Source organism: Paraburkholderia sp. BL18I3N2 (assembly GCF_003001875.1).
Classification (GTDB): Bacteria; Pseudomonadota; Gammaproteobacteria; order Burkholderiales; family Burkholderiaceae; genus Paraburkholderia; species Paraburkholderia phytofirmans.
Window position 1 is genome coordinate 542,904 of record NZ_PVNC01000001.1, and the last position, 25,165, is coordinate 568,068.

Annotated in this window: 24 protein-coding genes; 14 read left to right on the top strand and 10 right to left on the bottom strand. The window is 63.9% G+C overall.

The genetic code is table 11. The features are described from left to right. Positions 1 to 25: 25 nt before the first annotated feature. Positions 26 to 658 (bottom strand): PQQ-binding-like beta-propeller repeat protein, encoded by a 633-nt coding sequence (locus tag B0G75_RS02460; RefSeq protein WP_106300313.1) that lies wholly within the window; start codon positions 656 to 658, stop codon positions 26 to 28. A gap of 32 nt (positions 659 to 690) precedes the next feature. Continuing rightward, on the bottom strand, positions 691 to 1,911 hold the full coding sequence (locus B0G75_RS02465) for a helix-turn-helix domain-containing protein (protein ID WP_106300315.1): 1,221 nt from the start codon (positions 1,909 to 1,911) through the stop codon (positions 691 to 693). 107 nt (positions 1,912 to 2,018) lie between these two features. On the opposite strand from B0G75_RS02465, the gene B0G75_RS02470 reads away from it, so the two are divergent. From B0G75_RS02470 to B0G75_RS02480, 3 genes are all read left to right on the top strand, one after another. After that, positions 2,019 to 2,786, top strand: a complete 768-nt coding sequence (locus B0G75_RS02470; protein WP_106300317.1) for a DUF899 domain-containing protein — start codon at positions 2,019 to 2,021, stop codon at positions 2,784 to 2,786. A 200-nt stretch (positions 2,787 to 2,986) separates the two neighbouring features. Further along, positions 2,987 to 4,624, top strand: coding sequence for a methyl-accepting chemotaxis protein (locus tag B0G75_RS02475; RefSeq protein WP_106300319.1), 1,638 nt, complete (start codon positions 2,987 to 2,989; stop codon positions 4,622 to 4,624). Between the two features lie 236 nt (positions 4,625 to 4,860). Continuing rightward, the gene (locus B0G75_RS02480) at positions 4,861 to 5,919 is read left to right on the top strand and encodes a porin (protein ID WP_106300321.1); all 1,059 of its coding nucleotides are present in this window, start codon (positions 4,861 to 4,863) and stop codon (positions 5,917 to 5,919) included. Positions 5,920 to 5,977: 58 nt separating this feature from the next. Here the strand turns inward: B0G75_RS02480 and B0G75_RS02485 are convergent, their stop codons facing one another. Continuing rightward, entirely contained in the window at positions 5,978 to 7,324 is a 1,347-nt protein-coding gene (locus B0G75_RS02485; RefSeq protein ID WP_106300323.1) for a sorbosone dehydrogenase family protein, read from the bottom strand. A 175-nt stretch (positions 7,325 to 7,499) separates the two neighbouring features. On the opposite strand from B0G75_RS02485, the gene B0G75_RS02490 reads away from it, so the two are divergent. Continuing rightward, entirely contained in the window at positions 7,500 to 8,393 is an 894-nt protein-coding gene (locus tag B0G75_RS02490; protein ID WP_106300325.1) for an SDR family oxidoreductase, read from the top strand. 225 nt (positions 8,394 to 8,618) lie between these two features. Further along, entirely contained in the window at positions 8,619 to 9,326 is a 708-nt protein-coding gene (locus tag B0G75_RS02495) for a dienelactone hydrolase family protein (RefSeq protein WP_106301770.1), read from the top strand. Between the two features lie 128 nt (positions 9,327 to 9,454). Here B0G75_RS02495 and B0G75_RS02500 read toward each other — a convergent pair whose 3' ends face one another. Then, complete coding sequence (locus B0G75_RS02500; protein ID WP_106300327.1) at positions 9,455 to 10,201, bottom strand: SDR family NAD(P)-dependent oxidoreductase; 747 nt, start codon at positions 10,199 to 10,201, stop codon at positions 9,455 to 9,457. Between the two features lie 65 nt (positions 10,202 to 10,266). After that, the gene (locus tag B0G75_RS02505) at positions 10,267 to 11,163 is read right to left on the bottom strand and encodes an alpha/beta fold hydrolase (RefSeq protein WP_106301773.1); all 897 of its coding nucleotides are present in this window, start codon (positions 11,161 to 11,163) and stop codon (positions 10,267 to 10,269) included. A 200-nt stretch (positions 11,164 to 11,363) separates the two neighbouring features. On the opposite strand from B0G75_RS02505, the gene B0G75_RS02510 reads away from it, so the two are divergent. Further along, complete coding sequence (locus tag B0G75_RS02510) at positions 11,364 to 12,263, top strand: LysR substrate-binding domain-containing protein (RefSeq protein WP_106300329.1); 900 nt, start codon at positions 11,364 to 11,366, stop codon at positions 12,261 to 12,263. A 76-nt stretch (positions 12,264 to 12,339) separates the two neighbouring features. Then, positions 12,340 to 13,926, top strand: coding sequence for a S9 family peptidase (locus B0G75_RS02515; protein ID WP_106300331.1), 1,587 nt, complete (start codon positions 12,340 to 12,342; stop codon positions 13,924 to 13,926). A gap of 127 nt (positions 13,927 to 14,053) precedes the next feature. On the opposite strand, the gene B0G75_RS02520 is transcribed toward B0G75_RS02515, so the two are convergent. Next, entirely contained in the window at positions 14,054 to 14,656 is a 603-nt protein-coding gene (locus B0G75_RS02520; protein WP_106300333.1) for a phosphatase PAP2 family protein, read from the bottom strand. Between the two features lie 144 nt (positions 14,657 to 14,800). Between B0G75_RS02520 and B0G75_RS02525 the strand changes: the two genes are divergently transcribed. Then, a complete protein-coding gene (locus B0G75_RS02525) occupies positions 14,801 to 16,042 on the top strand; it encodes a Zn-dependent hydrolase (RefSeq protein WP_106300335.1) in 1,242 nt (413 codons plus the stop codon). Continuing rightward, positions 16,024 to 16,896, top strand: a complete 873-nt coding sequence (locus B0G75_RS02530) for a GNAT family N-acetyltransferase (protein WP_106300337.1) — start codon at positions 16,024 to 16,026, stop codon at positions 16,894 to 16,896. The genes B0G75_RS02525 and B0G75_RS02530 overlap by 19 nt, the downstream gene beginning before the upstream one ends. Positions 16,897 to 16,971: 75 nt before the next feature. Here B0G75_RS02530 and B0G75_RS02535 read toward each other — a convergent pair whose 3' ends face one another. Both B0G75_RS02535 and B0G75_RS02540 read right to left on the bottom strand, forming a co-directional pair. Further along, on the bottom strand, positions 16,972 to 17,277 hold the full coding sequence (locus B0G75_RS02535; protein WP_106300339.1) for a panthothenate synthetase: 306 nt from the start codon (positions 17,275 to 17,277) through the stop codon (positions 16,972 to 16,974). Positions 17,278 to 17,405: 128 nt separating this feature from the next. Next, the gene (locus B0G75_RS02540; protein ID WP_106301777.1) at positions 17,406 to 18,038 is read right to left on the bottom strand and encodes a methylated-DNA--[protein]-cysteine S-methyltransferase; all 633 of its coding nucleotides are present in this window, start codon (positions 18,036 to 18,038) and stop codon (positions 17,406 to 17,408) included. 267 nt (positions 18,039 to 18,305) lie between these two features. Here B0G75_RS02540 and B0G75_RS02545 point away from each other — a divergent pair, with 267 nt between their 5' ends. Both B0G75_RS02545 and B0G75_RS02550 read left to right on the top strand, forming a co-directional pair. Continuing rightward, positions 18,306 to 19,643 (top strand): leucine-rich repeat-containing protein kinase family protein, encoded by a 1,338-nt coding sequence (locus B0G75_RS02545; RefSeq protein ID WP_106300341.1) that lies wholly within the window; start codon positions 18,306 to 18,308, stop codon positions 19,641 to 19,643. A gap of 79 nt (positions 19,644 to 19,722) precedes the next feature. Then, positions 19,723 to 20,712: a substrate-binding domain-containing protein gene (locus B0G75_RS02550; RefSeq protein ID WP_106300343.1), complete on the top strand. Its 990-nt coding sequence runs from the start codon at positions 19,723 to 19,725 to the stop codon at positions 20,710 to 20,712. Between the two features lie 70 nt (positions 20,713 to 20,782). Here B0G75_RS02550 and B0G75_RS02555 read toward each other — a convergent pair whose 3' ends face one another. Then, positions 20,783 to 21,214, bottom strand: a complete 432-nt coding sequence (locus B0G75_RS02555) for a PRC-barrel domain-containing protein (protein WP_106300345.1) — start codon at positions 21,212 to 21,214, stop codon at positions 20,783 to 20,785. 240 nt (positions 21,215 to 21,454) lie between these two features. On the opposite strand from B0G75_RS02555, the gene B0G75_RS02560 reads away from it, so the two are divergent. Continuing rightward, positions 21,455 to 22,630, top strand: coding sequence for a glycosyltransferase family 9 protein (locus tag B0G75_RS02560; protein ID WP_106300347.1), 1,176 nt, complete (start codon positions 21,455 to 21,457; stop codon positions 22,628 to 22,630). Between the two features lie 102 nt (positions 22,631 to 22,732). Then, complete coding sequence (locus tag B0G75_RS02565) at positions 22,733 to 23,137, top strand: ester cyclase (RefSeq protein ID WP_106300349.1); 405 nt, start codon at positions 22,733 to 22,735, stop codon at positions 23,135 to 23,137. A gap of 81 nt (positions 23,138 to 23,218) precedes the next feature. Here B0G75_RS02565 and B0G75_RS02570 read toward each other — a convergent pair whose 3' ends face one another. Next, positions 23,219 to 24,445, bottom strand: a complete 1,227-nt coding sequence (locus B0G75_RS02570; RefSeq protein ID WP_106300351.1) for an NAD(P)/FAD-dependent oxidoreductase — start codon at positions 24,443 to 24,445, stop codon at positions 23,219 to 23,221. A 230-nt stretch (positions 24,446 to 24,675) separates the two neighbouring features. Between B0G75_RS02570 and B0G75_RS02575 the strand changes: the two genes are divergently transcribed. Then, positions 24,676 to 25,137 carry a MarR family winged helix-turn-helix transcriptional regulator gene (locus B0G75_RS02575; RefSeq protein ID WP_106300353.1) on the top strand — a complete coding sequence of 154 codons (462 nt, stop codon included), beginning with the start codon at positions 24,676 to 24,678 and terminating at the stop codon, positions 25,135 to 25,137. Positions 25,138 to 25,165: the final 28 nt, after the last annotated feature.

Below are 25,165 nucleotides of genomic sequence, written 5' to 3' on the forward strand. Positions count from 1 at the left end.
TGCAACCGGCGCCCACCCCACAATCTCACTTAGGCCGCCGCACTGCCCGTACCTTGCCGCTGCTTCCGCCGCCGCAAAAGAACCGGTCGCCGCCATCGGATTCCAGTCCCGACACGCTGACCCCGGAGGGCATCTCCAGCCGCTCCTGAACTTCACCGGTGCGCGGATCGATGCGCCGCAATTCGCTTTCGTCGCCTTCCCACGTGCCATGCCAAAGTTCACCGTCGACCCACGTGACGCCGGTCACGAAGCGATTGGACTCGATGGTGCGCAGAATCGCCCCCGTCTGCGGATCGACTTGATGGATCTTGCGCTCCCGATACTGTCCGACCCACAGCGTCCCTTCGGCCCACGCGAGTCCCGAGTCCGCGCCGCCGCCCGGCGCGGGAATCGTGGCGAGCACGCGGCCGGTCTTCGGATCGATCTTCTGGATACGGTCCTCGGCGATCTGGAACAGATGCTCGCCGTCGAAGGCCGTACCGGCGTGCGCAGCGACATCGAGCGAGCGGACCTGCTTGCCGCTTTCCGGGTCGAACGCGTTCAACGCGTCGCCCGTTGCGAACCAGACGTGCTGGCCGTCGTACGTCACGCCATGCACGCGTTCTATGCCCTCAAAAGGTCCGTACTCGTTGATGATTTCGGCGGCTGATCGTTTCATGACTTGTCCCTCGTGGTTTTCGTGTTGCCATCCTAATCAATCGGCAACGGAGCGGGGAGTAACAAGGTCGTCGTGAAGCCGGGCATGGGCGGCGTCATCCACCGACGCGCGCGACCTCGGCCCAGCGACTGTACCTTGTCTTGCGCCGCGAGCGTATCGAGGGTCCGCTGCACGGTGCGCTGGCTCGCGCCGAGCGCGAGCGCGAGGGCCGAACTCGACCACGACTCGCCGTCCGCGAGCAAGGCAAGCACGGGCGCATGTTTGTCCTCGACAGGCCGCGCCAGCACGACCACCTCTTGCCCATGTCGCGGCACCAGCGCGAACCCGCGCCGCGTCGCGCTCACGCCGGCCACGGTGCGAAGCACCGAACGCAGCCGCCCGAGTTCGACCCGCAGGCGCGCGCGATGCGATTCATCGGCGGCCTTGGCCCTGAAGGCTCGCGCAACCAGCACGTCGCGCGATACGTCGTCAGGCCATGCTTCGGCCAGCGCGCGGACGAGCACGAACAACACCGGTCGGCTGGCGAGCGAGATCACCGTTCCCGCGTCGCGCACCACGTGACGGCACGCATCCACGATCAATGCTTTCGATGCCAGCAGCGCTTCCACCTCGTCGAGCAGCAGCGGACGTTCCTCGCCGTGCGCGAGCAGTCGCGCCGCGGGTGCGTCCAGAACGAGCGCCGCGTTGTCGACCTCCGCCGTCAGAGCAGGGATGCCCGCGAGACCCGCTGCGCGCCGGGCTCGCTCCAGTGCGGCGCGTGCCGCTTTGGTTTGAAGACGGCGCAGCGCGACACCGGCGACCATCAGTTCGTGTGCAGTTCTCAAAGCCGGTGGAAACGGCGTAGGGTCGAGCCCGGCGAGCGCGCGTTCGGCCTCGTCGAGACGGCCGATCAGCAGCAGGCGCCGCACCGCGAGATAGCGCGCATGTGCGGCGTTGAGACCGTCACCGTGCGCTTCCAGGGTGGCGCGTGCAGCGTCCAGTGCCTTCGTGGGCCAGTTGAGATCGCGCGAGGCGAGTGCAATCTCGGCCTCGGCGACGACACATCGCGCTCGGGCCACCGGCTCCCGCGCACCGAAGGCGCGCGCGGCGCTTCGCAAGAGCGCCTTGGCCCGCACCAGATCGCCGAGCTGCGCCATGGCGATGCCGCGCAGCGCGAGCGCGGGCGCGTCGTCGCGCAAGGCGACGCGATTCAGCGCGCCGAGCGGATCGCCCGCGGCGAGCGCGCGCGCCGCTGCCGTGACTAGCGAGTCCATCTTCGAGTTGAATCACGCCACACTTGTCACTCCCGTCGTTCGAAGCCCGGGGCTAATCTAGCACGACCCACCCACAGCACTTCGCATAGCGAAGCAAGGAGGCAAGCATGACGACGAAACACAGCATCGGCACACGGGAAGAATGGCTGGCCGCACGGCTCGAACTGCTCGACGCGGAAAAGGCGCTCACGCGGCAGAGCGACGAGCTGGCCCGGCAGCGGCAAGCGCTGCCCTGGGTACGAATCGACAAGGCATACCGGTTCGAGACGGATGAAGGCAGCGCCTCGCTGGCCGATCTCTTCCGCGGACGCTCGCAGTTGCTCGTCTATCACTTCATGTTCGGCCCCGACTACGCCGCGGGCTGTCCGTCGTGTTCGGCGGTCGCGGACGGGTTCAATGGTTCCGTGGTCCATCTGGCGAATCACGACGTCGCAATGACGGCGGTATCGCGCGCGCCGCTCGCGAAGCTGCAGGCATACAAGCGGCGCATGGGATGGACATTTCCGTGGGCCTCGTCGGCGGGCAGCGACTTCAACTTCGACATCAACGTCTCGTTCACCGAGCAGCAGCAGCGCGATGGAAGCGTCGAATACAACTACCAGCGCGGCGGCCATGCAATGGATGCGACGCCGGCGCCGGCGCCCGTGGTCGAGTTCGCGACCGCCTGCGGAACCGACGCGCCCACGTATTCACTCGACAGGCCCGGCATGAGCGCGTTCGTGCTCGAAGACGGCGCCATGTACCACACATATTCCACCTACGGACGCGGTGTGGACGCGCTCTGGGGTATGTACCAGTGGCTCGACCGCGCGCCCAAAGGACGTAACGAAACGGGTGTGTGGTGGCGCCGGCACGATGAATACGAGAAGCACTGAGGCCACTGCGGGCCGGCCACCTTTGCGGTGGCTCAGGCTCACTCCCCGCAAAGGGTTTGTCTCTACACAAAAGATGCACGCGCTTGCCGATAAATGAATCGGGTGGTCGCACTCACGCAACAGCGCGCCGATGCCATATCGGCACCTGTTGCCATGACGCGACCTGACTCGATCGTTCGATACCGACGTGGGGCGCGTGCATGGTCCGATTCAGTTTCACACAGAAGCTCTGGCTGCCGCTGGTCGTCAGTCTCGTGGCACTTCTCGCCGTGTCGGTGTCGGCGGCGTGGCTGTCGCGGCAGACGCGCATCGAGGAGCGCAAAAACGATCTCGTGAACGTGGCGCATGTCGGACTCAGCATCGTGACCGAATATGCGGCACTGGCGCAAAGCGGCGCGCTTAGCGAAGCGGACGCCCGCCGGCAGGCGCTCGAACGGCTGCGCGGCATACGTTACGGCGAGGACGGCTATTTTCTCGTCATCGATTCGACACCGCGCATGGTCATGCATGCGATGAAGCCTGCGTTGAACGGCAAGGATCTCGTCGGTACTGCGGATGCCGACGGCCGCCACCACTACGTGACGTTCGCCGCGGTCGCGCAGAAGCCGAACGGCGGCTTCGTCGATTATGTTTTCCCGCATCCGCAGGACCCGCCCTCAGCAGCGGTCGGCAAGATCGGCTACGTGGTGCGTTACGCGCCGTGGGACTGGATCATCGCCACGGGCGCATACGTGGATGACATCGACGCCGCGTTCAAGAAGTCGCTGTATTTTGTCGGCGGAATCTTCGCGGGCGTCGCGTTGCTGCTGTCCGCGCTTGTCTCGCTGACCAATCGCAGCATCCGGCGCACGATCGGCGGCGATCCGGTCTACGTCGCGCAAGTGGCCGGTGAAATCACCCAAGGCAACCTCGCCATTCCCATCCATCTCCGTCACGGCGACGAGTCGAGCCTGCTGCACACCATGCACCTTATGCGCGACGCGCTCGCTCACACGATCGAACAGATCAAAGGCGCGGCCGACAAAGTGGCGACGGGCGCGCGTGAGATTGCCGGCGGCAATACGGACCTGTCGGCGCGCACGGAGAATCAGGCGGCATCGCTCGAGGAAACCGCGGCGAGCATGGAGCAAATGACGGCGATGGTCCGACAAACGGCGGAGAACGCGCAGACAGCGAGCCAACTGACCGCCGGGGCGGAGCAGATCGTCAATCGCGGCGGCGAGATGGCGGCGCAAGCGGTATCGACGATGCAGGAGATATCGACGGAATCGCACAAGATGGTGGAGATCATCTCGGTCATCGAAGGCATCGCGTTTCAGACCAATATTCTCGCGCTGAACGCGGCGGTCGAAGCGGCCCGAGCCGGCGATGCGGGGCGTGGCTTCGCGGTCGTCGCCGGCGAGGTTCGCACGCTCGCGCAGCGTAGCGCGGCGGCAGCGAAGGAAATCCGCGCGCTGATCAGCCACGCGGTGGACAAGGTCGGGACCGGCGCCGAGTTCGTCGGGCAAACCGGCGCGACGATTCACTCCGCGCGCGAGGCCATTGCGAAAGTGTCGGGCGTCATGCGCGATATCGCGGCGGCGGCCGCCGAGCAAAGCGCTGGCATCGATCAGGTCGGGGACGCCGTCGCGCAGATGGATAGCGTGACGCAGCAAAACGCGGCGCTGGTCGAGCAGGCCGCGGCGGTGGCGCAGACGCTGACTGAACAGGCGAGGCTGCTGCAGGTGTCGATCAGCCAGTTCAACCTGCAGCAGCATGACCCAGACGAGGCGGCCGGGCTGTTGCGAGTCCATAGGCCGGCAGCGAAAGAAGCGCGCGGATTTGCAGCCGTCGTTTGAGCGTTATGCGTCCCATGCGCGGCTGAACGCTCTTGATTCACCACGCTGAAAATTGCAAACCGGCTCAGGTCTGTTATGTTCGCTGCTGGGCCGTTCAACACCCGTTCACATTCCACTCGTGATGCGGCGGTGGACGTCCTCATTCCGGAACACACGTTCGACGTGCCTATGGAGGACTGCATCTGGTCGGCGCCGCGAAAACTCGACTCGAAAAGCCGCGACAAACGTGGGATCCGATGGCGCAGGTCGCCGCCTGGAGCCGTCGCGTGGGCTGGCGCGCGGGCGTGGCAGGCGCGGCGCTGTTATTTTGCTTGCAGAGTGTGGCGGCCTCCGATGGCGGCGCGGGCACCGTCACGCTGTACGGCGTGCTGGACACCAGCCTCGAAATAACCGACCCGGGGTCCGGCTGGACTCCACGTCTGGACTCGGGTGCCTATCGTGGTTCGCGCGTCGGCTTGCGCGGCAGCGAGCCGCTCGGCAACGGCACGGATATCATCTTCACGCTGGAAAACGGCTTTAGCTCGGTCGACGGCACGCTTCAGACTCCCGGTGTTCTATTCAACCGTCAGGCGTGGATCGGCGCGCGCAACGCTTGGGGCGAGGTGCGTTTCGGCCGGCAATATTCACCCATCTATATCCCGTTCAAGGGCGACCTCGATGCGTTCGGCGCCGGCACCATCGCGTCCGGACTGAACAACCTGTCGAAGATCACGCCCTACGCCAGCAACGCGATCGCGTATTTCTCGCCGGTCGTCGGCGGCTTCAGCGCGACGGTGATGACGGCCACGCGCGATCCGTCGGAGAACGACGGCAACGGCATCGACGGATACTACGTGACCGCCGCCTATCAGATCGACAACCTCAGGCTGCTCTACGCGCGACAGCAGACGCACGGCGCGGGCGCGCTGCGGGCGAATCTCGGTGGCGCGACCTACGCGATCGACAAGGTGCGTGTGTGGCTCGCGTTCTTCAACGGCGATGGCGGCACGCCGCTCTATCACGGCGCGGGCGGATCGCTCTCGGCGCAGTACAGTTTTTCTCCAAGTGCTCGCGCGTCGCTGGGCTATGCGCATGTGCGCGACTATACCGGCGCCGGTGCGAGCGCTGACCAGTTCAGCGTTGCGTTCGAATATAACTTCTCGCGCAGTTTGCTGTTCTATTTCAGCGGGGCCTATCTGGCCAATCACGACGATGCCAGCTTCACCCTGCGCGGCGTCAACGTGACCGGGCTGCCGGTCGCGTATCCCGGCGCGCCGGTCAAGGGCGTGCAGCTTGGCGTGCTGGAGCGGTTCTAACTTGCGGGACTAGAGTAATCGCCGTTGTGCTGCCGATAAGCGGTTGGCGGATCCGCTGTCATTGCGCCGGCGGCGTGCCGACCGCCGCGCCGGTATCGGTACTTGGCGCCACACGCCAGACCGCATTGCCGACGTCGTCCGCTACTAACAGCGCGCCACGCTTATCCACCGCGACACCGACCGGCCGACCGATCGCGTGACCGTCCGCGGTCAGAAAACCGCTCAGGAAATCTTCCGGAGCACCTTCGGGTTGGCCTTTGACGAACGGAATGAACACCACCTTGTAGCCGCTATACGGTTTTCGATTCCACGACCCATGCTGACCGACAAAAGCACCGCCTCGGTAATGCGCCGGGAACAGCGTCCGATCGTAAAAAACCAGCCCGAGCGATGCCGTGTGATTGCCGAGCGCATAGTCCGGTGCGATGGCCGTGGCGACCAGGTCGGGGCGCTGAGGTTTGACGCGCGTGTCGATATGCTGGCCGTAATAGCTGTAGGGAAAGCCGTAAAACGCACCGTCTTTCACGGACGTCATGTAATCGGGCACGAGGTTGTTGCCCAGGTCGTCGCGCTCATTGACCGCTGTCCACAGCGCGCCGCTGTCGGGCTGCCAGGACAGTCCGTTGGGGTTGCGCAAGCCTGTCGCGAAGGGGCGCATCTGGCCCGACGCCACGTCGAATTCGAGAATCCGTGCGCGGTCCGCTTCGGCCTCGGCGCCGTTTTCTCCCGCGTTGCTGTTCGATCCCACCGTCACGTAGAGATGCTTGCCCGAACGATCAGCCAGGATGTTCTTGGTCCAGTGATGATTGATCGGCCCAGCCGGCAGATCAGCCACCTTCACGCCAGGCGTGTCGATGCGGGTCGCGCCGGGCGTGTAGTCGAATCGCAGAATGGCGTCCGTATCGGCGACATAGAGCTGATTGCCGATCAGCGCCATGCCGAACGGCGAGTGCAGGCCAGTGAGGAACACGGTCTGCTGATCGGCGACGCCGCTGCCGGTGGTATCGCGCAATAGCACGATACGGTCGGGACTCGGTGTGCCGGCTCCCGCGCGTTTCATGACCTGTTTTCTAACCCAGCCGAATATGCCGCTGCCTTCGTCGTGTTGCTCGGGTGCATTGCTTTCCGCCACGAGCACGTCGCCGTTCGGCAGCGTGTAGAGCCAGCGCGGGTGAGTCAGCCCGCGGCCGAATTGCGTCACGACAAACCCGTTTGGCGCGGTTGGGAGAAAGCCGGCGGCCGGCGGTTGGACGGGCGCGATATTGACCGTGGTCATCAGCGACGATTCCGGCGCCGGCAATACCGGTGACGGGCCAAAGCCGGTATCGGCGGGACTCGACGGTCCTGCCGCGCACGCTGCGAGCGGCAGCAGCATGAATAAGGCAAAGCGGTTTAATTGACGCATCCCGCGCTCCGGACGTTGAAGATGCACGACTTATCTTCAGCGACAGCAGCAAGATGCTTGCCTGACATCTCAATCGCTCAAGCTGTTAGTGCGTATACCCCTAAAACGTCACTACTTCATCTCCGAAGCAAACCCGCCGATAGTCGACCTTCGTTTTCAACAGGAGGGTCTTACGATGCGCGTCTTTGTTACCGGAGCGACCGGATTCGTCGGCTCCGCTGTGGTTGCGGAACTCATTGCCGCCGGATATTCGGTGCTCGGCCTCGTGCGCTCGGACGCCGCAGCCGAGTCGCTGGCCAAAACCGGAGCGGAGGTCCAGCGTGGTTCGCTCGAGGATCTCGACAGCCTCAAAGCCGGAGCGGCCGCTGCGGACGGTGTAATCCATACGGCCTTCAATCACGACTTCTCCCGGTTCGCGGAGAACTGCGAGTTGGACCGGCGCGCCATCGAAGCGCTCGGCTCCGTGCTCGTCGGCTCGGAGCGTCCGCTGCTCGTGACGTCCGGGGTCGCGTTGCTGGCGTCGGGCCGCCTCGCGACCGAGGACGATGCGGCGGTGCCACGCACGGACTCCTATCCTCGCGTGTCGGAGGCAACGGCTGCGTCGCTGGCGGCGCGTGGCGTGCGCGCGTCGGTGGTTCGTCTGCCGCCGTCGGTGCATGGCGATGGCGACCATGCCTTCGTTCCGCATCTCATCCGCGTGGCGCGTGAAAAGGGCGTCTCGGCATACATCGGCGATGGCCTCAACCGCTGGCCCGCGGTGCACCGGCACGACGCCGCGCGTGTTTACCGGCTCGCGCTCGAACGCGGCGTCGCCGGCAGCAGGTTTCACGCCATTGCCGAGGAAGGCGTGCCGTTCAAGGAGATCGCCGCTGTGATCGGCCGACGCCTGAACGTGCCGGTCGTCGCGCAAACGGTCAATGAGGCGGCCGATCATTTCGGCTGGTTCGCGCTGTTTGCCGGGCTGGACGCCCCGACCTCAAGCGAGCAGACGCGCAAGCTGCTGGACTGGGAGCCAAGACAGCCGGGCTTGATCGCCGACCTCGACCGGCCGCGCTATTTCCAGACTTGAAGCGCGCGTTGCCGCTCCGTCTTTTGATGGCCGTGGATTCCATTCACGACGCGGAGCGGCTTTTCATCGCGTTGCAACTCGATCATGTCAAGGTGGCGCGCAGCGACAGGTTCCTTCGCTGCGCAGAGCGCTGTTCTGACCGGCCAGCCTGCCGCGGCAGCGGGCAAGCAGAACCTGCCACGTCGGGACTATGCTAGCGCTTTCGTCTACTTCGAGGAGCAACTGATGACTCAGACAGCAGGTTCGATGATCACCTTTAGCCGGCCCGACGGCCAGCAGATCCAGGGCTATCTTGCCAAGCCGCAGAAATTGGAGGGAGCGCCCGCCATCGTCGTGATTCAGGAGTGGTGGGGCGTGAACGATCAGATTCGCGGCGTGGCCGACCGGCTCGCGCAGTGCGGCTATCTGGCGCTGGTGCCCGATCTCTTCCGAGGCAAAACGACGGTCGAAGAGGAAGAAGCCCACCATCTGCTCGACGGGCTCGATTTCGGCGACGCCGCCACGCAGGATGTGCGCGGCGCCGTCCAGTATCTGAAGCAGCACGCGACGAATGTCGGCGTGACGGGTTTTTGCATGGGCGGCGCGCTGACCTTGCTCGCACTGTGCAATATCCCTGAAGTGTCCGCCGGCGTGGTCTGGTATGGCTTCCCGCCGCTGGAATATATCGACGCATCGAAAATCAAGGCACCGCTGATCGGTCACTGGGCGACGCAAGACAACTTCTTCGTGTCTGAAACGGTCGACGCGCTGGAAAGCAAACTGAAGGACGCGAATGTCGACGTCGAGTTTCATCGCTATCTCGCACACCATGCGTTCGCGAACGAAACGGCGGTCGGCCCGGGCCGTATTCCGAGGACTCAGTTCGATCCGGTGTGGGCGCAACTGGCCTGGGATCGCACGCTGACGTTTTTCGGCCGCACTTTGTGGAAGTAAGCGGCTCGCTCGCCGTTTGAAGCGCGCATCGAATCGCGCCGAAGAAGACTCACCGCGTGCCGCCACGCATCGGCGGCATTCCAGAGAGTCTTCCCGGCGCGGTCGCAAACGGAATGGCGTTCACGGATTCAGAGCTTCGAACCGCCGTCGACATGCAACGTTTCGCCGGTAACCCACCGTGCGGCATCCGAGGCCAGAAAGGCCACGGCGCCGCCGATATCATCCGGCTGCGCCACACGCTTGAGCGCCTGCATACCCAGCGTCGCCGCGCGCCCCGTGTCGGTCTTCGTGAAGTTCGACATATCGGTTTCGACCACACCCGGCGCGACCGCATTCACACGAATCCCACGTTCACCGAGCGCGGCGGCGAAATGCTTGACGAGCGTATCGACCGCGCCCTTGGTGGCGGCGTAGGCCGACAGCGTGCCGACCGCGGCGCGCGCCGCGAGCGACGACAGCAGCACCACGCTGCTGCCCTTGCACATCACCGGCAGCAATTGCTGCACGAGGAAGTAGGGCGCGCGCACGTTCACGGCGAACAGATCGTCGAAGTCCTCGACGGTCGTGTCCTCGATGCTGACGCCCTTCGAAATCCCCGCGTTGGCCACCAGAATATCCAGCCGCTGGCCGATCACGGCGCGCACCTGTTTGGCGAGCGTATGCGGGCCGTCCGCTGCGCGCAGATTCGCGGCGACTTTCTGCGCATTGCCGCCGGCCGCGCGAATTTCCGCGACCACGGCATCTGCCTCTTTTTCGCCGCTGCTGTAGTGAACCAGCACCTGCGCGCCGGCCCTGGCGAGCGCCAGAGCACTGGCGCGGCCGATGCCGCGTGAAGCGCCCGTGACGAGCGCGGTTTTTCCTGTGAGGTCGTTCATGGTGAAACTCCTTCGAGTTGATTCGAGTGCGAGGCAATCAAGTTGGCGAACGCAGGGCCGTATGCTCAGACCGTGGACCCGCTGTCGGCGAGGAATTGCGCGACGTGGGCCACAAAACGCTCCGGGTACTGGTACAGCGAACCGTGGCTGGCATCGGGGTAGATGATCAGTTGCGCGTTCGGCAGGTTCTGCTGAAGAATCCACGAATTGATCGAATAGATGATCACGTCGTGGTCGCCGTTGACGACGAGCGTCGGCTGCCTGAGGGCCTTCAGATAGTCGAACGGGTTCTCACGCGGCGCGCCCCATTTGGCGAGCGCGGCGAGCTGGGCCGGCGCGACCTTCTCGTTGGCCTCCGGGTCGCGTCCTTCACTACGCTGGCGGAAGCGCTGCAGGAAGCGGCGGCCGGCGGTCTGGCTCGCATCCGAAGGCGAAAAGTGCACGCGCAGCCACAGATGATCCGGTCGCGCATACGCTGCGCTGAAAATCTCCTGAGCCTCGGGCGTCAGCGATTGCATCGCCTCGCCGCCGCGCGGGCCGGTGCCGACCAGGATCACGCGGCGCACCAGGGCCGGTTCGGCGATCGCCAGCGTCTGCGCGATCAGGCCGCCCATCGAGAAGCCCAGCACGTCGACTTGCTTGAGGCCCAGCGCCTTGATGAACGCGGCGGCGTTGGCGGCCATTTCTTCGATCGACTCCGGCACTTCGCCAGACGTGCTCGAAATGCCGGCGTTGTTGAACAGAATGACTTCGCGATCCTGTGCGAGGCCATCGGTCACGGCCGGGTCCCAGTGGTCCATCGTCCCAGTGAAATGGATGTTGAACACGAGCGGCACTCCGCCCGTTTTGCCGAAACGGCGATAGGCGAAGCGGATGCCGTTCGCGTCGACATACCGGGTCGGCGCGCTCTGATGGGTGTGACGGGTCGCGGCGGCGTCGTTCGAAGCAACTGTCTGGTTCATTTTCGGGTCCTCGGCGATATAGGTGAAAGGCATGGAGGGCGGGCGCTTGTCAAAAGGCCGTGTAGCTGGTTTGGCGGTCTTTAGTCGCGCTGCATGAGGGGTAATGTACTGGGGGCTTGCGCAGAGGAAAAAGACTTTGTAGGCTGACGGGCATGCCTGTCAGGCATGCCATCACCGGCCGGGAGACTCAAAGAGGTTTTATGGAACTCCGACATCTGCGGTACTTCGTGGCCGTCGCCGAAACGGGCAGCCTGACGGTGGCGGCGGAACGGCGTCTGCACACTTCGCAGCCGTCGCTGAGCCGCCAGATTCGCGATCTGGAAGACGAGGTCGGCGCGGAGTTGTTCAGCCGCAGCGCGCGCGGCGTCGAGTTGACCGCGGCGGGCAAGGCTTTTCTCGACCACGCGCGGCTCGCGCTCTCGCAAGTCGACGCCGCCACCGAAGCCGCGCGCCGAGCGGCGCGGCCGTCCAAGCAGGTTTTCGCGCTGGGATTTCTCACCGGCCAGGAAATGACGTGGCTGCCGCGCGCCATGCAGGTGTTGCGCGATGAACTGCCGAACATCGACGTCACGGTGTCGAGCCACTATTCGCCGGACCTGGCCGACGCACTCGCGCGCGGCAAGCTCGACCTTGCGTTTCTGCGTGCCGAACCCGGCTTCGATCTGGACTATCGGGTGGTCAGTAGCGAGAAGCTGATCGTGCTCATGCCGAGCGACCATCGCCTCACCGAGCGCAGCGCGATCCGTCCGGAGGACTTCGCCGGCGAGACTTTCATCATGGCGTCGAACAAGGCGCGCGTGCTGCACGATGTGATCCAGCGCTATCTGGACGAGAACGGCATCACGGTCGCGCCCGAGCATGGCGTCGACAACCTGGCCATGGCGATGTCGCTGGTCGCCTCCACGCGCGGGCTCGCGCTGATGCCCGAGTATGCGACCAACCTGCTGCCGTGGTCGGTGGTCAGCCGGCCGTTGGAAGGCGAGACGCCGACCGTCGATCTCGTGATCGGCTATAGCAGGTCGAATACATCGCCGGTGCTGAAGCTGTTTCTGTCGAGGGCCGACGAGTTGATGGCGCACGCCATTGGCGGACCGCGCTGAGCCGGCGGGTTTACCTATACTCCTGTCACTCTGCAAGGCCGCCACTCGTCGTCATACCAACAAGACGGAGCCTCACATGTGGGTAGCTATCCGAAACGCGGCCCCCGGGTTGCTGGCATGTTGCATTTTTGGCGCGTGTGCCGGTGTGCCTGCCGATTCCCAATGCGGTGAAGCGTGCAATGGCCGCGGCCAGCTTCTCGATCATCGCGTTACGTTGAAGTTGAGCGCCGCGGAGTTTGCGAAATTGCTGGCGTCGAGTGCGGGCGGCCGGCAACTCGTGCGGATAGCCGGCGCGCCCGCATGCGGCGTCGAGATCGTGAGCTTTCGCTACCGGACCATCGGCGGCGCGGGCGAGCATACTCAGGCGAGCGGCGCGTTGATGATCCCGTCGGGAAGTTCGGCGACATGCAGCGGACCGCTGCCGCTCATGCTCTATGCGCACGGCACTACCGCGTACCGCAACTACAACCTCGCCGATATCACGCGAACGGACCCAGGCAACGGCGACGGCGCCGGGGAAGGCATCAGCGTAGCGGCCATGTATGCGGCGCAAGGCTATATCGTGGTGGCCACCAACTATGCGGGCTATGCCGGCTCCGATCTCCCTTACCACCCGTATCTCAATGCCGACCAGCAATCCGCCGATGTGATCGACTCGCTGCGCGCGGCGCGCGCGGCGCTAACCGACATAAAAGCCGAAGCAGGCACGCGCGAAAACGGCAAGCTGTTCGTCACCGGCTATTCGCAAGGCGGCTTCGTGGCAATGGCGACGCATCGGGCGCTGCAGGCGGCCGGCGTCAAGGTGACGGCGTCGGCGCCGGGCTCGGGGCCGTACGCACTTGCAGCCACCGCCGACGCACTCATCCAAGGCGAGGTCAACCTGGGCGCCACGCTCTTCTCGACGCTGATCGTGACGGGTTATCAGCATGCTTACGGGAATATCTACCGTCAACCCGGCGACTTTTACGAAGCGGCTTATGCGCCAGCTATCGAAGCGCTGCTGCCGAGCCTGCAGCCGCTCGACACGCTGTTCCGCACAGGCAAACTGCCGTCCGCGCATCTCTTCAGTAGCGTGCCGCCCGCACCGCAGTACACCTCGATGACACCGCCTCGTTCGCCGCCCTTGACGCCGCCGGTGCTGAAACCGCTCTTTGCCGCGGGTTTCGGCAATGCCAACCTCGTGCGCAACGCCTATCGCCTGACCCTGCTGGAGGACGCCGCCGCCAATCCCGATGGTGCGTTTCCCAACCCGATCCTTGCGATGAAACCAGCAGCGAATCCGCTGCATCCTTTGCGCCAGGCGTTCAAGCGCAACGACTTACGCAACTGGCTGCCGCGTGCGCCCGTTCTGATGTGCGGCGGCGCGTCGGATCCCACGGTGTTCTTTTTCAATGCGCGCATAGAGCAGGCGTATTGGCAGAACGCCAACGTGCCTGCGGGGCTCACGTCCGTGCTGGATGTGGACTCTCCTGTCGTCGGGCCCGACGATCCGTATGCGCGCGTCAAGCAGGGTTTTGCGGGTGCGAAGGCAGAGGTCGCGAGTCAGGCCGTGACCCGCGGTGCGACCGACGGCGGCGCTTCAGCGGTGCTGCGGGCGTATCACGGTGAACTGGTCGCGTCGTTCTGCATGGTGGCGGCGCGAGCGTTCTTCGCCAACTTTTAAGCGCACGCCACCCGCGCGTTTTCGCCGCGCTTACGACATCTCGCCGAGCGATTTTCGCGGCGCTGACGCGATAGGATGGCGGGTTGCCACGACGCGCGAGAGCTCGCGCTTGCGCGTCGAACGTCGGCTAAAGCGACAGCCAGCCACGTTCGATCGGCCACGCCAGCAATTTGCGATACAGCGCGATGAACCCGCGCGTCATGCTCGGGCCGGCGAGCCGCCACAGTGGCGCGACCAGGACGAAAGCCACGGCCGCCACGACGACAGCGCCCGCCATGTCGAGCGGAAAGTGAACGCCGACAAAGATGCGCGCCCAGGCAACCGCGAGCCCGGACAAAACGATGAGCGAGCCGTACCGTTTTACGCCGCCGAGAAGCAAGGTCAGCGCGATGCTCGCGAAGATCGTTCCGTGATCGCTTGGGAACGAGGGGTCCGGTGTGTGATCGAGAAACGTATGGCCGATGCCCAGCACGAATGGCCGCGGTTGTGGCCACGCGAGGCCGATGAGCTGATTGATGCCGAGCGCGAGGAGCGTCACGCAGCACGCGCGCAGGGCGGTTTCGCGCTGACGTTCGTCGCCGGAGAGCCACATTGCGGTGAGGCAGAGCGGCACGAGATAGATGAGGTAGTCTGCGATCGAACGTGCGAGATCGATGCACCAAGCCGGTGTCGATAGCGTCGCGTCGATCATGAGGAAAAGCGCCTGGTTGAACGCTTCAAGTGTCTGCATAGGTGTGTTTCTCGATGGGGTCGACGCCGCTCTGGCGCGTCGATGTCGAAGGATGGTAACGGGCTAACCTTAGGAAACGCTTAGGCCATGTAATCTGTCGATACAGCAGGACATCATGAACCGATATTCGAAGGAGACGAGAACGTGGTGAGGATCGATCCGGACCGGTTGCTGAGCGATCTCAAGCAACTACGCAGTTTCGGTGCCACCGGCCCAGGCGTTGTTCGGCTGGCGCTTTCGCCGGTGGATCTGGCGTCGCGCGAATGGCTGGCCAGACGCATGACGGAGGCGGGACTCGAGGCCGTGATCGACGGCGTGGGCACCGTGTTCGGACGCTCGCGCAAAAACGGGCCCGCGCTCGTGATCGGTTCGCATACCGACACGCAGCCGACCGGCGGCTGGCTCGATGGCGCGATGGGCGTGATCTACGGGCTGGAGATCGCACGCGCGCTCGCGGAAAACGAGGCGACGCGTCACCTCGCGGTGGACGTCGCATCGTGGATCGATGAAGAAGGCACCTTTTCGGGCCTGCTCGGCAGCCGCAGTTTTGTGGGCGATAACCTCGACGAGACGATTCGCGACGCCACGAATCGGCAAGGCCAGCGTCTCGAAGACGTGCTCGCCACCGCGGGTCTGGCCGGGCGGCCGCGTGCGCGCTTCGAGCCGGGCCGGCAGGTTGCCTATCTCGAACCGCATATCGAGCAGGGCGGCCGGCTCGAAGCGGCCGGCAAATCCATCGGGGTCGTCACCACGATCGTCGGGCTGCGTGAATTGCGGCTGCGCTTCACGGGGCAGCGCAACCATGCCGGCACGACGCCCATGGCGATCCGGCGCGACGCCGGCGCGGCGTTGGTCGCCTTTATCCCGCAGATGAACGAAGCGTTCGCGCGACTCGCGGATGCCGACACCGTCTGGACGGTGGGCCGCATCGACCTCGACCCCGGCTCGCTGAGCGTCGTGCCTGGCGCAGCGCAGATGTACCTGCAATTCCGCGACGCGAACGCTGCGCGTTTGCAGGCGATGGAAGACAGGCTCGCCGAACTGGTACGGGACTTCAACGCGCGCGGCTCGATCAGCGTCGAGCTCACGACCATCGACGAACCGATGCAACCCGTGACCATGCACGCGGCGCTCGCAGACCATCTCGCCCGCGCCGCCGAAGCGGTGGCGCCCGGCCAATGGATCCGCATGCCGAGCGGCGCCGCGCACGACGCGCAGGTCATCGCCCGCTGCATGCCGGCTTGCATGATGTTCGTGCCGAGCATCGGCGGAGTGAGTCACGACTTCATCGAGGATACGGCCGAGACGCACATCGTTCTCGGTTGCCAGGTCGCGGCCACGGCCGCGGCGGCGATGCTGGAGGAGCAATGGGCGAAACGGTCGTAAGCGAACCAGGCGATTTCGTCGTGCGGACAATGTCGGCCGGGGAGGTCGCCTTGGCGGTCGAATGGGCCGCGCAGGAAGGATGGAACCCCGGCTTGCACGATGCCGAGTGCTTTCGTGCGGCCGACCCGCGCGGGTTTTTCATCGGCGAATGGCGCGGCGAACCGGTGGCGTGTCTCTCCGCTGTCGCGTACGGCGAGAACTTCGGCTTTATCGGTCTCTATATCGTGAAACCGGCGTTTCGCGGTCGAGGTTTCGGCATGCGCGTCTGGCAGCACGGTATGGACTATTTGCGCAACCGCAATGTCGGTCTGGACGGCGTGGTCGCTCAACAGGCGAACTACAGGAAGTCCGGATTTCAGCTGGCCTATCGCAACATCCGCTTTCAGGGCGTCGCGCAAGACATCGCTCAGGGCGAGCCCTACGCCGACTTGATGCATGCTTCGGCGCTGCCCTTCGAATCGTTGAACGACTACGATCGACAATGCTTTCCCGCAGCGCGCGAGCCCTTTCTCGCTGCGTGGCTCGCGCAGCCTGGCGCGATGGCGCGAGTTGCATTGAACGACGGGCCGGTGGCGGGCTATGGCGTGTTGCGGCGTTGTTTGACGGGCTACAAGATCGGCCCACTCTTCGCCGATAACAACGAGATTGCCGCTCGTCTGTTCTCCGCGCTGACATCGAGTATTGCGGGCGAAGTATTTTTCTTCGATGTGCCCGAGATCAACGCGGATGCGATTGCGCTGGCCGAGCGGCATGGCATGACGAGCGTGTTCGAAACCGCGCGGATGTATACGCGTGAGCAGCCCGCCATATCTATTGAACGCGTGTTCGGCGTGACTTCATTCGAACTGGGCTGATCACAGCGCGGTGCCGCCAATTGTTCGTTTGTGCAACCACCGGCGGTCCACGTCGCGAACCGCCGATGGCAAGCGCTATTTCCATTTCGTGCCGAGGTTCTCCAGTCCGGCTTTCTGCAGGTCTTCCGGCAACATCGCAATGCGCAATTCGCAGTCGGCGTTGAATTTCAGAAACCACGGCTCCGCGAGCGCGGGAATCGACGACGCGTTGTCGACATCTACGACGACCACTGCTCCGCGCGCGCCACTCTGCTCGGTGAAGTAGACGGCCTCCGGTTTTATCTCTTCCAGTATTTTCCCGATCACTTGCCCGACGGTGCCTTCGCGCACCATGGTGTTGAACGGTTCGTGCGGGATTCGTATGTTGAGAAGCATGCGCATGTCATCCTCCTGTTGACGCCCAAAGGGCTTCTTAAGGATAGGTGCTTTATGCGAACGGTAATGCGATCTATCACGAAGCGTTCAATGCGACCCAGTGAGTCCTCTGCCATCGCGGACCATGCATCCGGTCAATTTCCGAACAGTGACGTTTGCGTGCCGCGGCTCGGCGCGTGGCGCGCGGGTTTCGTCTGAGCTTCGGACTTGACCTGAGTCTTGACCGTCACCCTTTCTTCGAGCGCGAACATGTCCGTTTGCCCGTCCGCTTCCGCTTCGAACGAACTCTGTCCGGCCTCTAGCGAAAGCAGCAGCATCTTGTTCGCCAGTCCCCCCGCAAACCCTGTCAAATCACCGGACGCGCCGATCACCCGGTGGCACGGCGCCACGATGGAAATCGGATTTTTGCCGTTCGCCGCGCCGACCGCCCGCACCGCATTGACGTTGCCGATCTGCGTCGCGATTTCCGAGTAGCTGCGTGTCTGGCCAAACGGTATGGTCAACAATGCGGCCCACACCTGCTTCTGAAAGTCCGTTCCCTGGAAGGTCAACGGAAGGTCGAACTGATGCCGCGTGCCGGCGAAATACTCGTTCAACTGCCGTTCGGTCTCGATCAGCACAGGCCGGTCATTCGCTTCGATCAGCTCACCAAGACGCACCCGGTTCGGCTTGTCGTGCTCCCACAGAATGGCGGCGAGGCGCTCGCCGTTTGCAACGAGTTTCAACTGGCCGACGGGCGAGTCCATCAACTTGTAGGCGTATGTCACTTTGCTTGCTCCTGACTGGTTGGAGGCACAGATGCGCGCGAGGCGCGCCGAATATCCGACAGTGTGAGCCTCGCTCTCTCTGATTGCGCTCCGAATCTTGCTGTCCAATTTTTCGCGACCGATGTCGGTCGGCGGCTCGTTGTTCTGGACGGGACGATGCATCACTGTACAACCCTTTTCAACCGTTTTCGCGCGAGGCTCGTGACTCAGTAGAATTGATACCTTCGATTTGAAGCGCACCGGCAACCGGACCTCTCTTCCACGACTGTGACGACGACACTTGATCATTTGCGGGCCGGCCAGCTCGCGGGCACGCGCCGGCTGAAACTGGCTTGCGGCCTGACTGAATTTCCACGCGAGATTTTCGACCTCGCCGACACGCTGGAAGTTCTCGACCTGTCGGGCAACGCGCTCACCTCGCTGCCCGACGATCTGCCACGTCTGCGCAAACTGCGCATTCTCTTCGGCTCCGACAACCCGTTCACCGAGTTGCCCGAGGTGCTGGGACAGTGTTCGCAATTGAGCATGGTCGGCTTCAAGGCCAACCGCATCCGGCATGTATCCGGCAAAGCGTTGCCCCCGCAATTGCGCTGGTTGATCCTTACGGACAACGACATCGAAGTGTTGCCTGCCGAAATTGGCGGCTGCACGCAATTGCAAAAGCTGATGCTGGCGGGCAACCGTCTGCGAACGCTTCCGGAGGAATTGGCCGCCTGCTCGCAGCTCGAATTGCTGCGGCTCGCCGCGAATCAGCTCGACGGACTGCCTGACTGGTTGCTGCGGCTGCCGCGACTGTCCTGGCTGGCGTACGCCGGCAATCCGTTCAGCGAGGCGCTCGAAGCGGCAGCGCTGATCGACACGCCGAGCGCCGCGATAGCGTGGCACGACTTGAAACTCGAAGCGCCGTTAGGCGAGGGCGCCTCCGGTGTCATCTATCGCGCGGAGTTGGCGGGTCGGCACGGCGAGTCCCGCTCTGTCGCGGTGAAACTGTTCAAGGGCGCGGTGACCAGCGACGGTTTGCCCGACTGCGAAATGGCAGCCTGCATTCGCGCGGGCGATCATGCGAACCTGATCCCGGTGGCAGGAAAAGTGAAGGTTCATCCGGCAGGCACGCACGGTCTCGTGATGGAACTGATCGATCCGCAATTCACCAACCTCGCCGGTCCGCCGAGTCTCGAATCCTGCACGCGCGATATTTATGGCGCCGACACACGCTTCGATATGGCTTCGGCGTTGGGCATCGCGTACGGCATCGCGTCGGCGGCGTGTCATTTGCATGAGCAAGGCATCATGCATGGCGATCTGTACGCGCACAATATCCTGTACGGTGGACAAGGGCGTGCGTTGTTGGGAGATTTCGGCGCGGCGTCGTTCTATGCTTTGGGCGATCGGAGCATCGGCCTCGCGCTTCAGCGCCTCGAAGTCAGAGCCTACGGTTGTCTGCTCGAAGAGTTGCTCGAACGATGCGACTGGCCGGAGGCGTCGGCGAACATTCGCGCTCTCCTGGTGGAGTTGAAGGACAATTGCTTGAGCGAGGTGATCGACAGTCGGCCGTTGTTCGATGAAATCACCGCGTGTTTGCTGGCGCTGATGAGCGATCGATGAACGGCGGCCTGTGGCATGGCCGCCTTTCGTCCGGCTGCAATACTGCGAATCGTCAGCGCGCCCCAGAAGGAGAGATTCGATGATGCAGAAGACGCCCCGAAGCATGTCGCCCTGGAGGATGCGTCGCCGGGTGGTGTTTGCCGGCGCGCTGGCCGCGGCCGGCATCGGCGGCGCGGCCGTTGCAGCGGTTACGCCGGGTGGCAAGCTCAAGATTGCGCTCGTGCTGAAGTCGCTTGGCGACCCGTTCACGGTGGCGATGGCGAACGCCGCACGGAACTACCAGCAGCATTACGCCTCGCAATTCGATTTGACGGTGCGCGGCACGGCGACCGAGAGCGACACGACCGGGCAGATCCGCATGGTCGAGGAGATGATCAAGGCAAAGATGAACGCGATCGTCATTGCCCCGACCGATTCGAAGGCGCTGACGGCGGTCGTCGCGCGCGCGATCAAGGCGGGCGTCATCGTGGTTTCGATCGACAATCCGCTCGACGAGGCGTTTCAGGACGCGGCCGGCATTTCCGTGCCGTTCGTCGGTCCTAACAATCGCAAGGGCGCGCAGCAGGTGGGCAGCTATCTGGCGGAGCGGCTCAAGACCGGCGATCAGGTGGGCATTATCGAAGGCAGTTCAGCCGATCGCAATGCACAGCAACGCACGGACGGTTGCCGGGATGCAATGAACGCCGCGGGGATCAACATCGTCGCGGTTCAGGCCGGCGACTGGGAGTATGGGAAGGGCCGCGACGCCGCTTCGAAGATGCTCAGCGAGCATCCGCAGATCCGCGGGCTGATGTGCGGCAACGACAATATGGCAATGGGCGCGGTCGACGCGGTTCGCGATGCGGGCAGAACCGGCGGCGTGTACGTCACCGGCTACAACGATATCGACGCGATCAAGCCGTTGATCGCCGATGGCCGCGTGCTCGCCACGGTCAATCAGTTCGCCGCGCGGCAAGCCGTATTTGGCGTCGATGTGGCCTTGAAGGCCGTGACCGAACAGAGGAAGCAGAGCGAATTGTCGAGTGTGATTGAAACGCCGCTGCAGCTTGTCACGGCTGCGAATCACTAAAACGCGGGCCGTCGCAAGGCTGTTGCGAACGTGAGCGGTCTCACGTTCGCAACAGCGCATGTCACGTCGATTATTCCGCCTTGACCTTGCGCGGCTTGGTGGCTTTTTCGAGCTTGTTGTATTCGAACTCAGGCACCGACTTCAACGCATCTTTCGTCGCGCCGGCGAGGAAAAGATTGCCGTCGCGGATCTCGAAGTGATCGACCGGGATCGCCACGTAGTGCTTGCCCATGCCGAGGAAGCCGCCTACCGACACGACCGCATACGTCGCTTTGCGGTCCGGCGAAATGATCACGTCATAGATGCTGCCGATCTTGTCGTTCAGATCGTTGTAGACCGGCTCGTCGACAAGCGCGCGTCGCACGCTCCAGCCCTTCAGCAGCGCATTGGTTTGCTCGACCGTTCCGCCGAGCGGTTGCAGTCCGGCAATCTGCGCATAGGCGCTTTGTGAGGCGCAGATGGCGGCGAGAGCGGTCGCGCAGATCAGTGTTTTTGCTTTCATTTTCTGCTCCTTGTTGTCTGTTTAGCTGTCAGCTTCGTAGCCCCGTATGCGGAAGCACGTGACGTGCCCGGGCGCCGGCGTAAATCGTCAATCGTGTGTCTCTGTACGCCCGGCCACAGAGCGCGTTGTGGCAACCATGCACAATCGGCGTGATATCCGGGCAGCGCCTGCGGCGCACCTGTGCCCGGCGCGAACCGATGCGCGGCGACGGCGGCCAACGCCTGCCGCATTGGAGAAGCAATGGGCTGGAAAAGTCTGCTGATCGAAACACCGGTCTGGTTGATGGGCCGCTTCTACCCGCCGCGGTTCGATCCGAGTCGCGACACGCCGCGCGAGATTCTCGTGCTGCGTCCGAACGATTTCGGCGAACTGCTCACCACCACGCCGCTCTTCGAGGCCCTGCGCAAGCGTTTTCCGACGACGCGCCTGATCGCCGGCGTAGGCAGCTGGGGGCGTCCGATACTCGAGAACAATCCCTTTGTCGACGAGATCGTGGAAATCGACGCGCCCTGGAACAACAAGCTGGTCGAGGACCGCTCGCACGGCAACGTGCTGCGTTTTCTGTGGGAGTCTCCACAAGTCGCCGCACTGCGCGCGCGCGGCGGCTTCGATGCGGGTATCGACGTGCTCGGCAGCTACATGGGCGCGCTGCTGATGATGCGCACGGGCGTGCGGTATCGCATCGGCGTGCGCGGCTATCGCGGCGGCTGGAGCGGCTGTCAGGCGTTCATCGAATTCGCTGCCCGGCAATGCGGCCGCGCCGCGCTCGCGCAGGGCGAACTGCTCGGCGCGACGGCGCTGCCGGAAGCGCGCCCGCAATTGTTCCTGACCGGCGACGAGCGTGCCGCCGCGTCGCAAATCTGGAATATGGGCAACGTGTCGGGGCGCCGTACCGTGCGGTTGATCGTCGGCGTCGGGGCGGGCGTGCCGACCAAGGCATGGGACGCGCGCCAGGTAGGCGCTTCGCTCGCGCGGATCGCGCAGACACTGGAACAAGCCGGCGACGCGTGCGATATCGTGATCGTCGGCAGCAAAGCGGATCAGGCGCGCGCGGCCGAGGCGATCGCCGCGGCGGGTTCGGGCGCGCCGGTCCGCTCGCTGGCAGGCGAGGTGCCGATGCGCGTGATGTTCGCTCTCACTGAAGAGGCCAACGTCGTGCTGACGAACTCAACCATGCTGATGCACGTCGCGGCCGCGTTTCACCGTCCGACCGTTGCCGTGATCGGCGGAAGCATCACCAGACCCGATAGGCACGACGCTATCTGGGGTTATCCGCCGCCGTATCGCAGTGTGTCCCCTGAGCAGTATGTCGCGGGCGAACATGCGCGGAACTGGCCGAGCGTCGAGCGGGTCGTGCAAGCGGTGCTGGAGGCGGTTGCCACGCAGCAGCGGGCGCAGGTCGACGCGGCAGCCTGAGGTCGCGCCACGTGCGATTTTCGAGCAGTTTATCCACGGCGGTAGAATTTCAATTCTTCCTGCCTCGCAGCACGGACCTTGTACAAGGACGGAGCAATTGCCGTGGACACGCCTGACCTCTACAAACGCTACCGAGATTACATTGGCTGCCTGAACAAACAGGACTGGCCGAACCTCGGGCGGTACGTCGACGACGACGCGCACTACAACGGTCAGCGCATCGGCTTATCCGGCTACCGCGAGATGCTGGAGAAAGACTTCCGTGAAATTCCGGACCTTTATTTCAACATCCAGTTGTTGATTTCGGATCCGCCTTATATAGCCAGCCGGCTTGGCTTCGTTTGTACGCCGGTGGGCACGTTCCTCGGCCTCGCCGTCAACGGCAAACGCGTTTCCTTCACGGAGAACGTGTTCTATCAATTCCGCAATGGCAAGATCGAGCAGGTGTGGTCGGTGATCGATAAGGCGGCCATCGAAGCGCAGCTCGAATCCACTGGCGGCGCTTGAACATTGAGCCGTTAGTTTTGCGACCGCGTGTCCCCGCCGTACTGGTCGTATTCGTTGGCGTCGCCCGCGAACTCCGCAGCTTCAATGAGCCGCGGCGGTTGGCGGCGGTGTCTGCACGACAGGTGCGGCGGCTTGCAGGATGTCGTCCCGAAGGCGCGTGCGCGGCGGATAGATGCGTATGCAGTTGATGGTCTGCTTGGTCGCTTTGGCGGCGTCGCCTTCGGACACGAGATGCCGGTCCCAGCCCTCCGTGTACACGGCGCCCCAGGGACCGAGATCGAGAATGGTCGTGTACCAGTCGATATGAAGCGGCAGCATCTCGCCGCCGAGCAGATCGCAGACGACGTTGTGACCGGCGTAGCGTCCCATCGGCCGGCTGTGCTGGCATGACATGACCGATGGCCGCGCGCCGTCGATCAACGCGCGCGCGCAGTCACCGGCAGCGAATACATGCGGGACGTTTTCCACGCGCATGAAGGCATCTACTGGAAGGCGTCCAAAAGGATCGAGTGTCACGGGGATTTGCGCGGTCAACGCATTCGCGCGCATACCGCCGCACCAGATCACCGTGGCCGCATCGATGCGCGTGCCATTCGTGAGTTCGGCGCCGCCGGCGTCCACTGACTGCAGGGATACGCCGGCGAGCATCTCGACGCCGAGAGCGTCCATGGCGCGCTCGATGACAGGCTGCGCGCCGCCCATCGCCTGGCCGATCTTGGCGGAGCGATCGGCCAGCACGACATGCACGGCGTCTCGATGCGCGTCGCCCGCGATGCCGCGCAATCGCGCCGGCAGTTCGGCCGCCAGTTCAATGCCCGTCAAGCCGGCCCCGACCACGACGGCTGTAAACGGACTCGCCGCATTCGCAAGCGACGGCAAGCCGCGCAAGTGCGCCGCGAGTTTCGTTGCGCCTGAGAAGGTATCGACGTCGAACGCGTGCTCGGTCAAACCGGGAATGTCGGGGTGGACGAGCTGGCTGCCGGCCGCGATAACGAGCCGGTCGTAGGGGAGCGTCTGAGTCAGCCCTTGGGTCCGAACGGCGATGCGGCCGTTTGCCGAATCGATGCCGGATACTTCGCCTTCGACGAGCCGCACACCGATCGGCCCGAGAACATCGGCGAGCGGCACGCGCGTCTCGTCCAGATTCTGTTCGTAGTTCCGCACCCGGATACTGTGATAGGGCGTGCCGTTGATTACGACCACTTCCACCTGATCGGCGGGCACGCGCAGTTCATCGAGTTTGCGCGCCGCGCCTATCGCGCTCCACAGTCCGGCGAAGCCTGCGCCGATCACCACGATCCGCTTCAAGACGTTCTCCTATGGGAATCCTGGGTGGACCTTCAAGGGTTCGGCGCAGCGGCGGCCGATTTCAGGGGCATGATGGTCCGCGCTGGTAGCTTACTCGCGCCGAAGCGGACGCTGAAGCCGATCGTCAGTGCTCCTCCGCCATGTTCGGCAATTTGAGCGACTACGATCTAATCGCATGCGATGTATAATACCGTTAGCGAGGCGTGAGCCTCTACCCAACGAGGACGAAGATGAAATCGACCGACCAACCCGCTTCCACGGATGTGAAGCTTTCCGACTTTTTGTGCTTTGCGGTCTATTCCGCGAACCTCGCATTCGGCAAGGCCTACAAGCCGATTCTCGAAGAGCTTGGGCTGACCTACACGCAGTACATCACGATCATTGCGCTGTGGGAGGAGGACAACCAGACTGTCAGCAGTCTGGGCGAGAAGCTGTTCCTCGAGTCCAACACGCTCACGCCGATCCTGAAGAAGCTGGAGGCGGCGGGTTATGTGGAAAGACAGCGGGACCCAGAAGATGAGCGTCAGGTGCGGGTGGGTCTCACGAAAAGTGGCCGGCGCTTGCGCGAGAAAGGCCTGAACATGGACCTCGTCGAAGCAACCGGCCTCGCGCCGGATGAGTTCTCGAAAGTGCAGAAGGCGATCGTGACGCTGCGCAACAATCTCGTCAAAGCGGTGCAGGACGGGGAATGAGCGGCGAATGAGCGGCGAATGAGCGGCG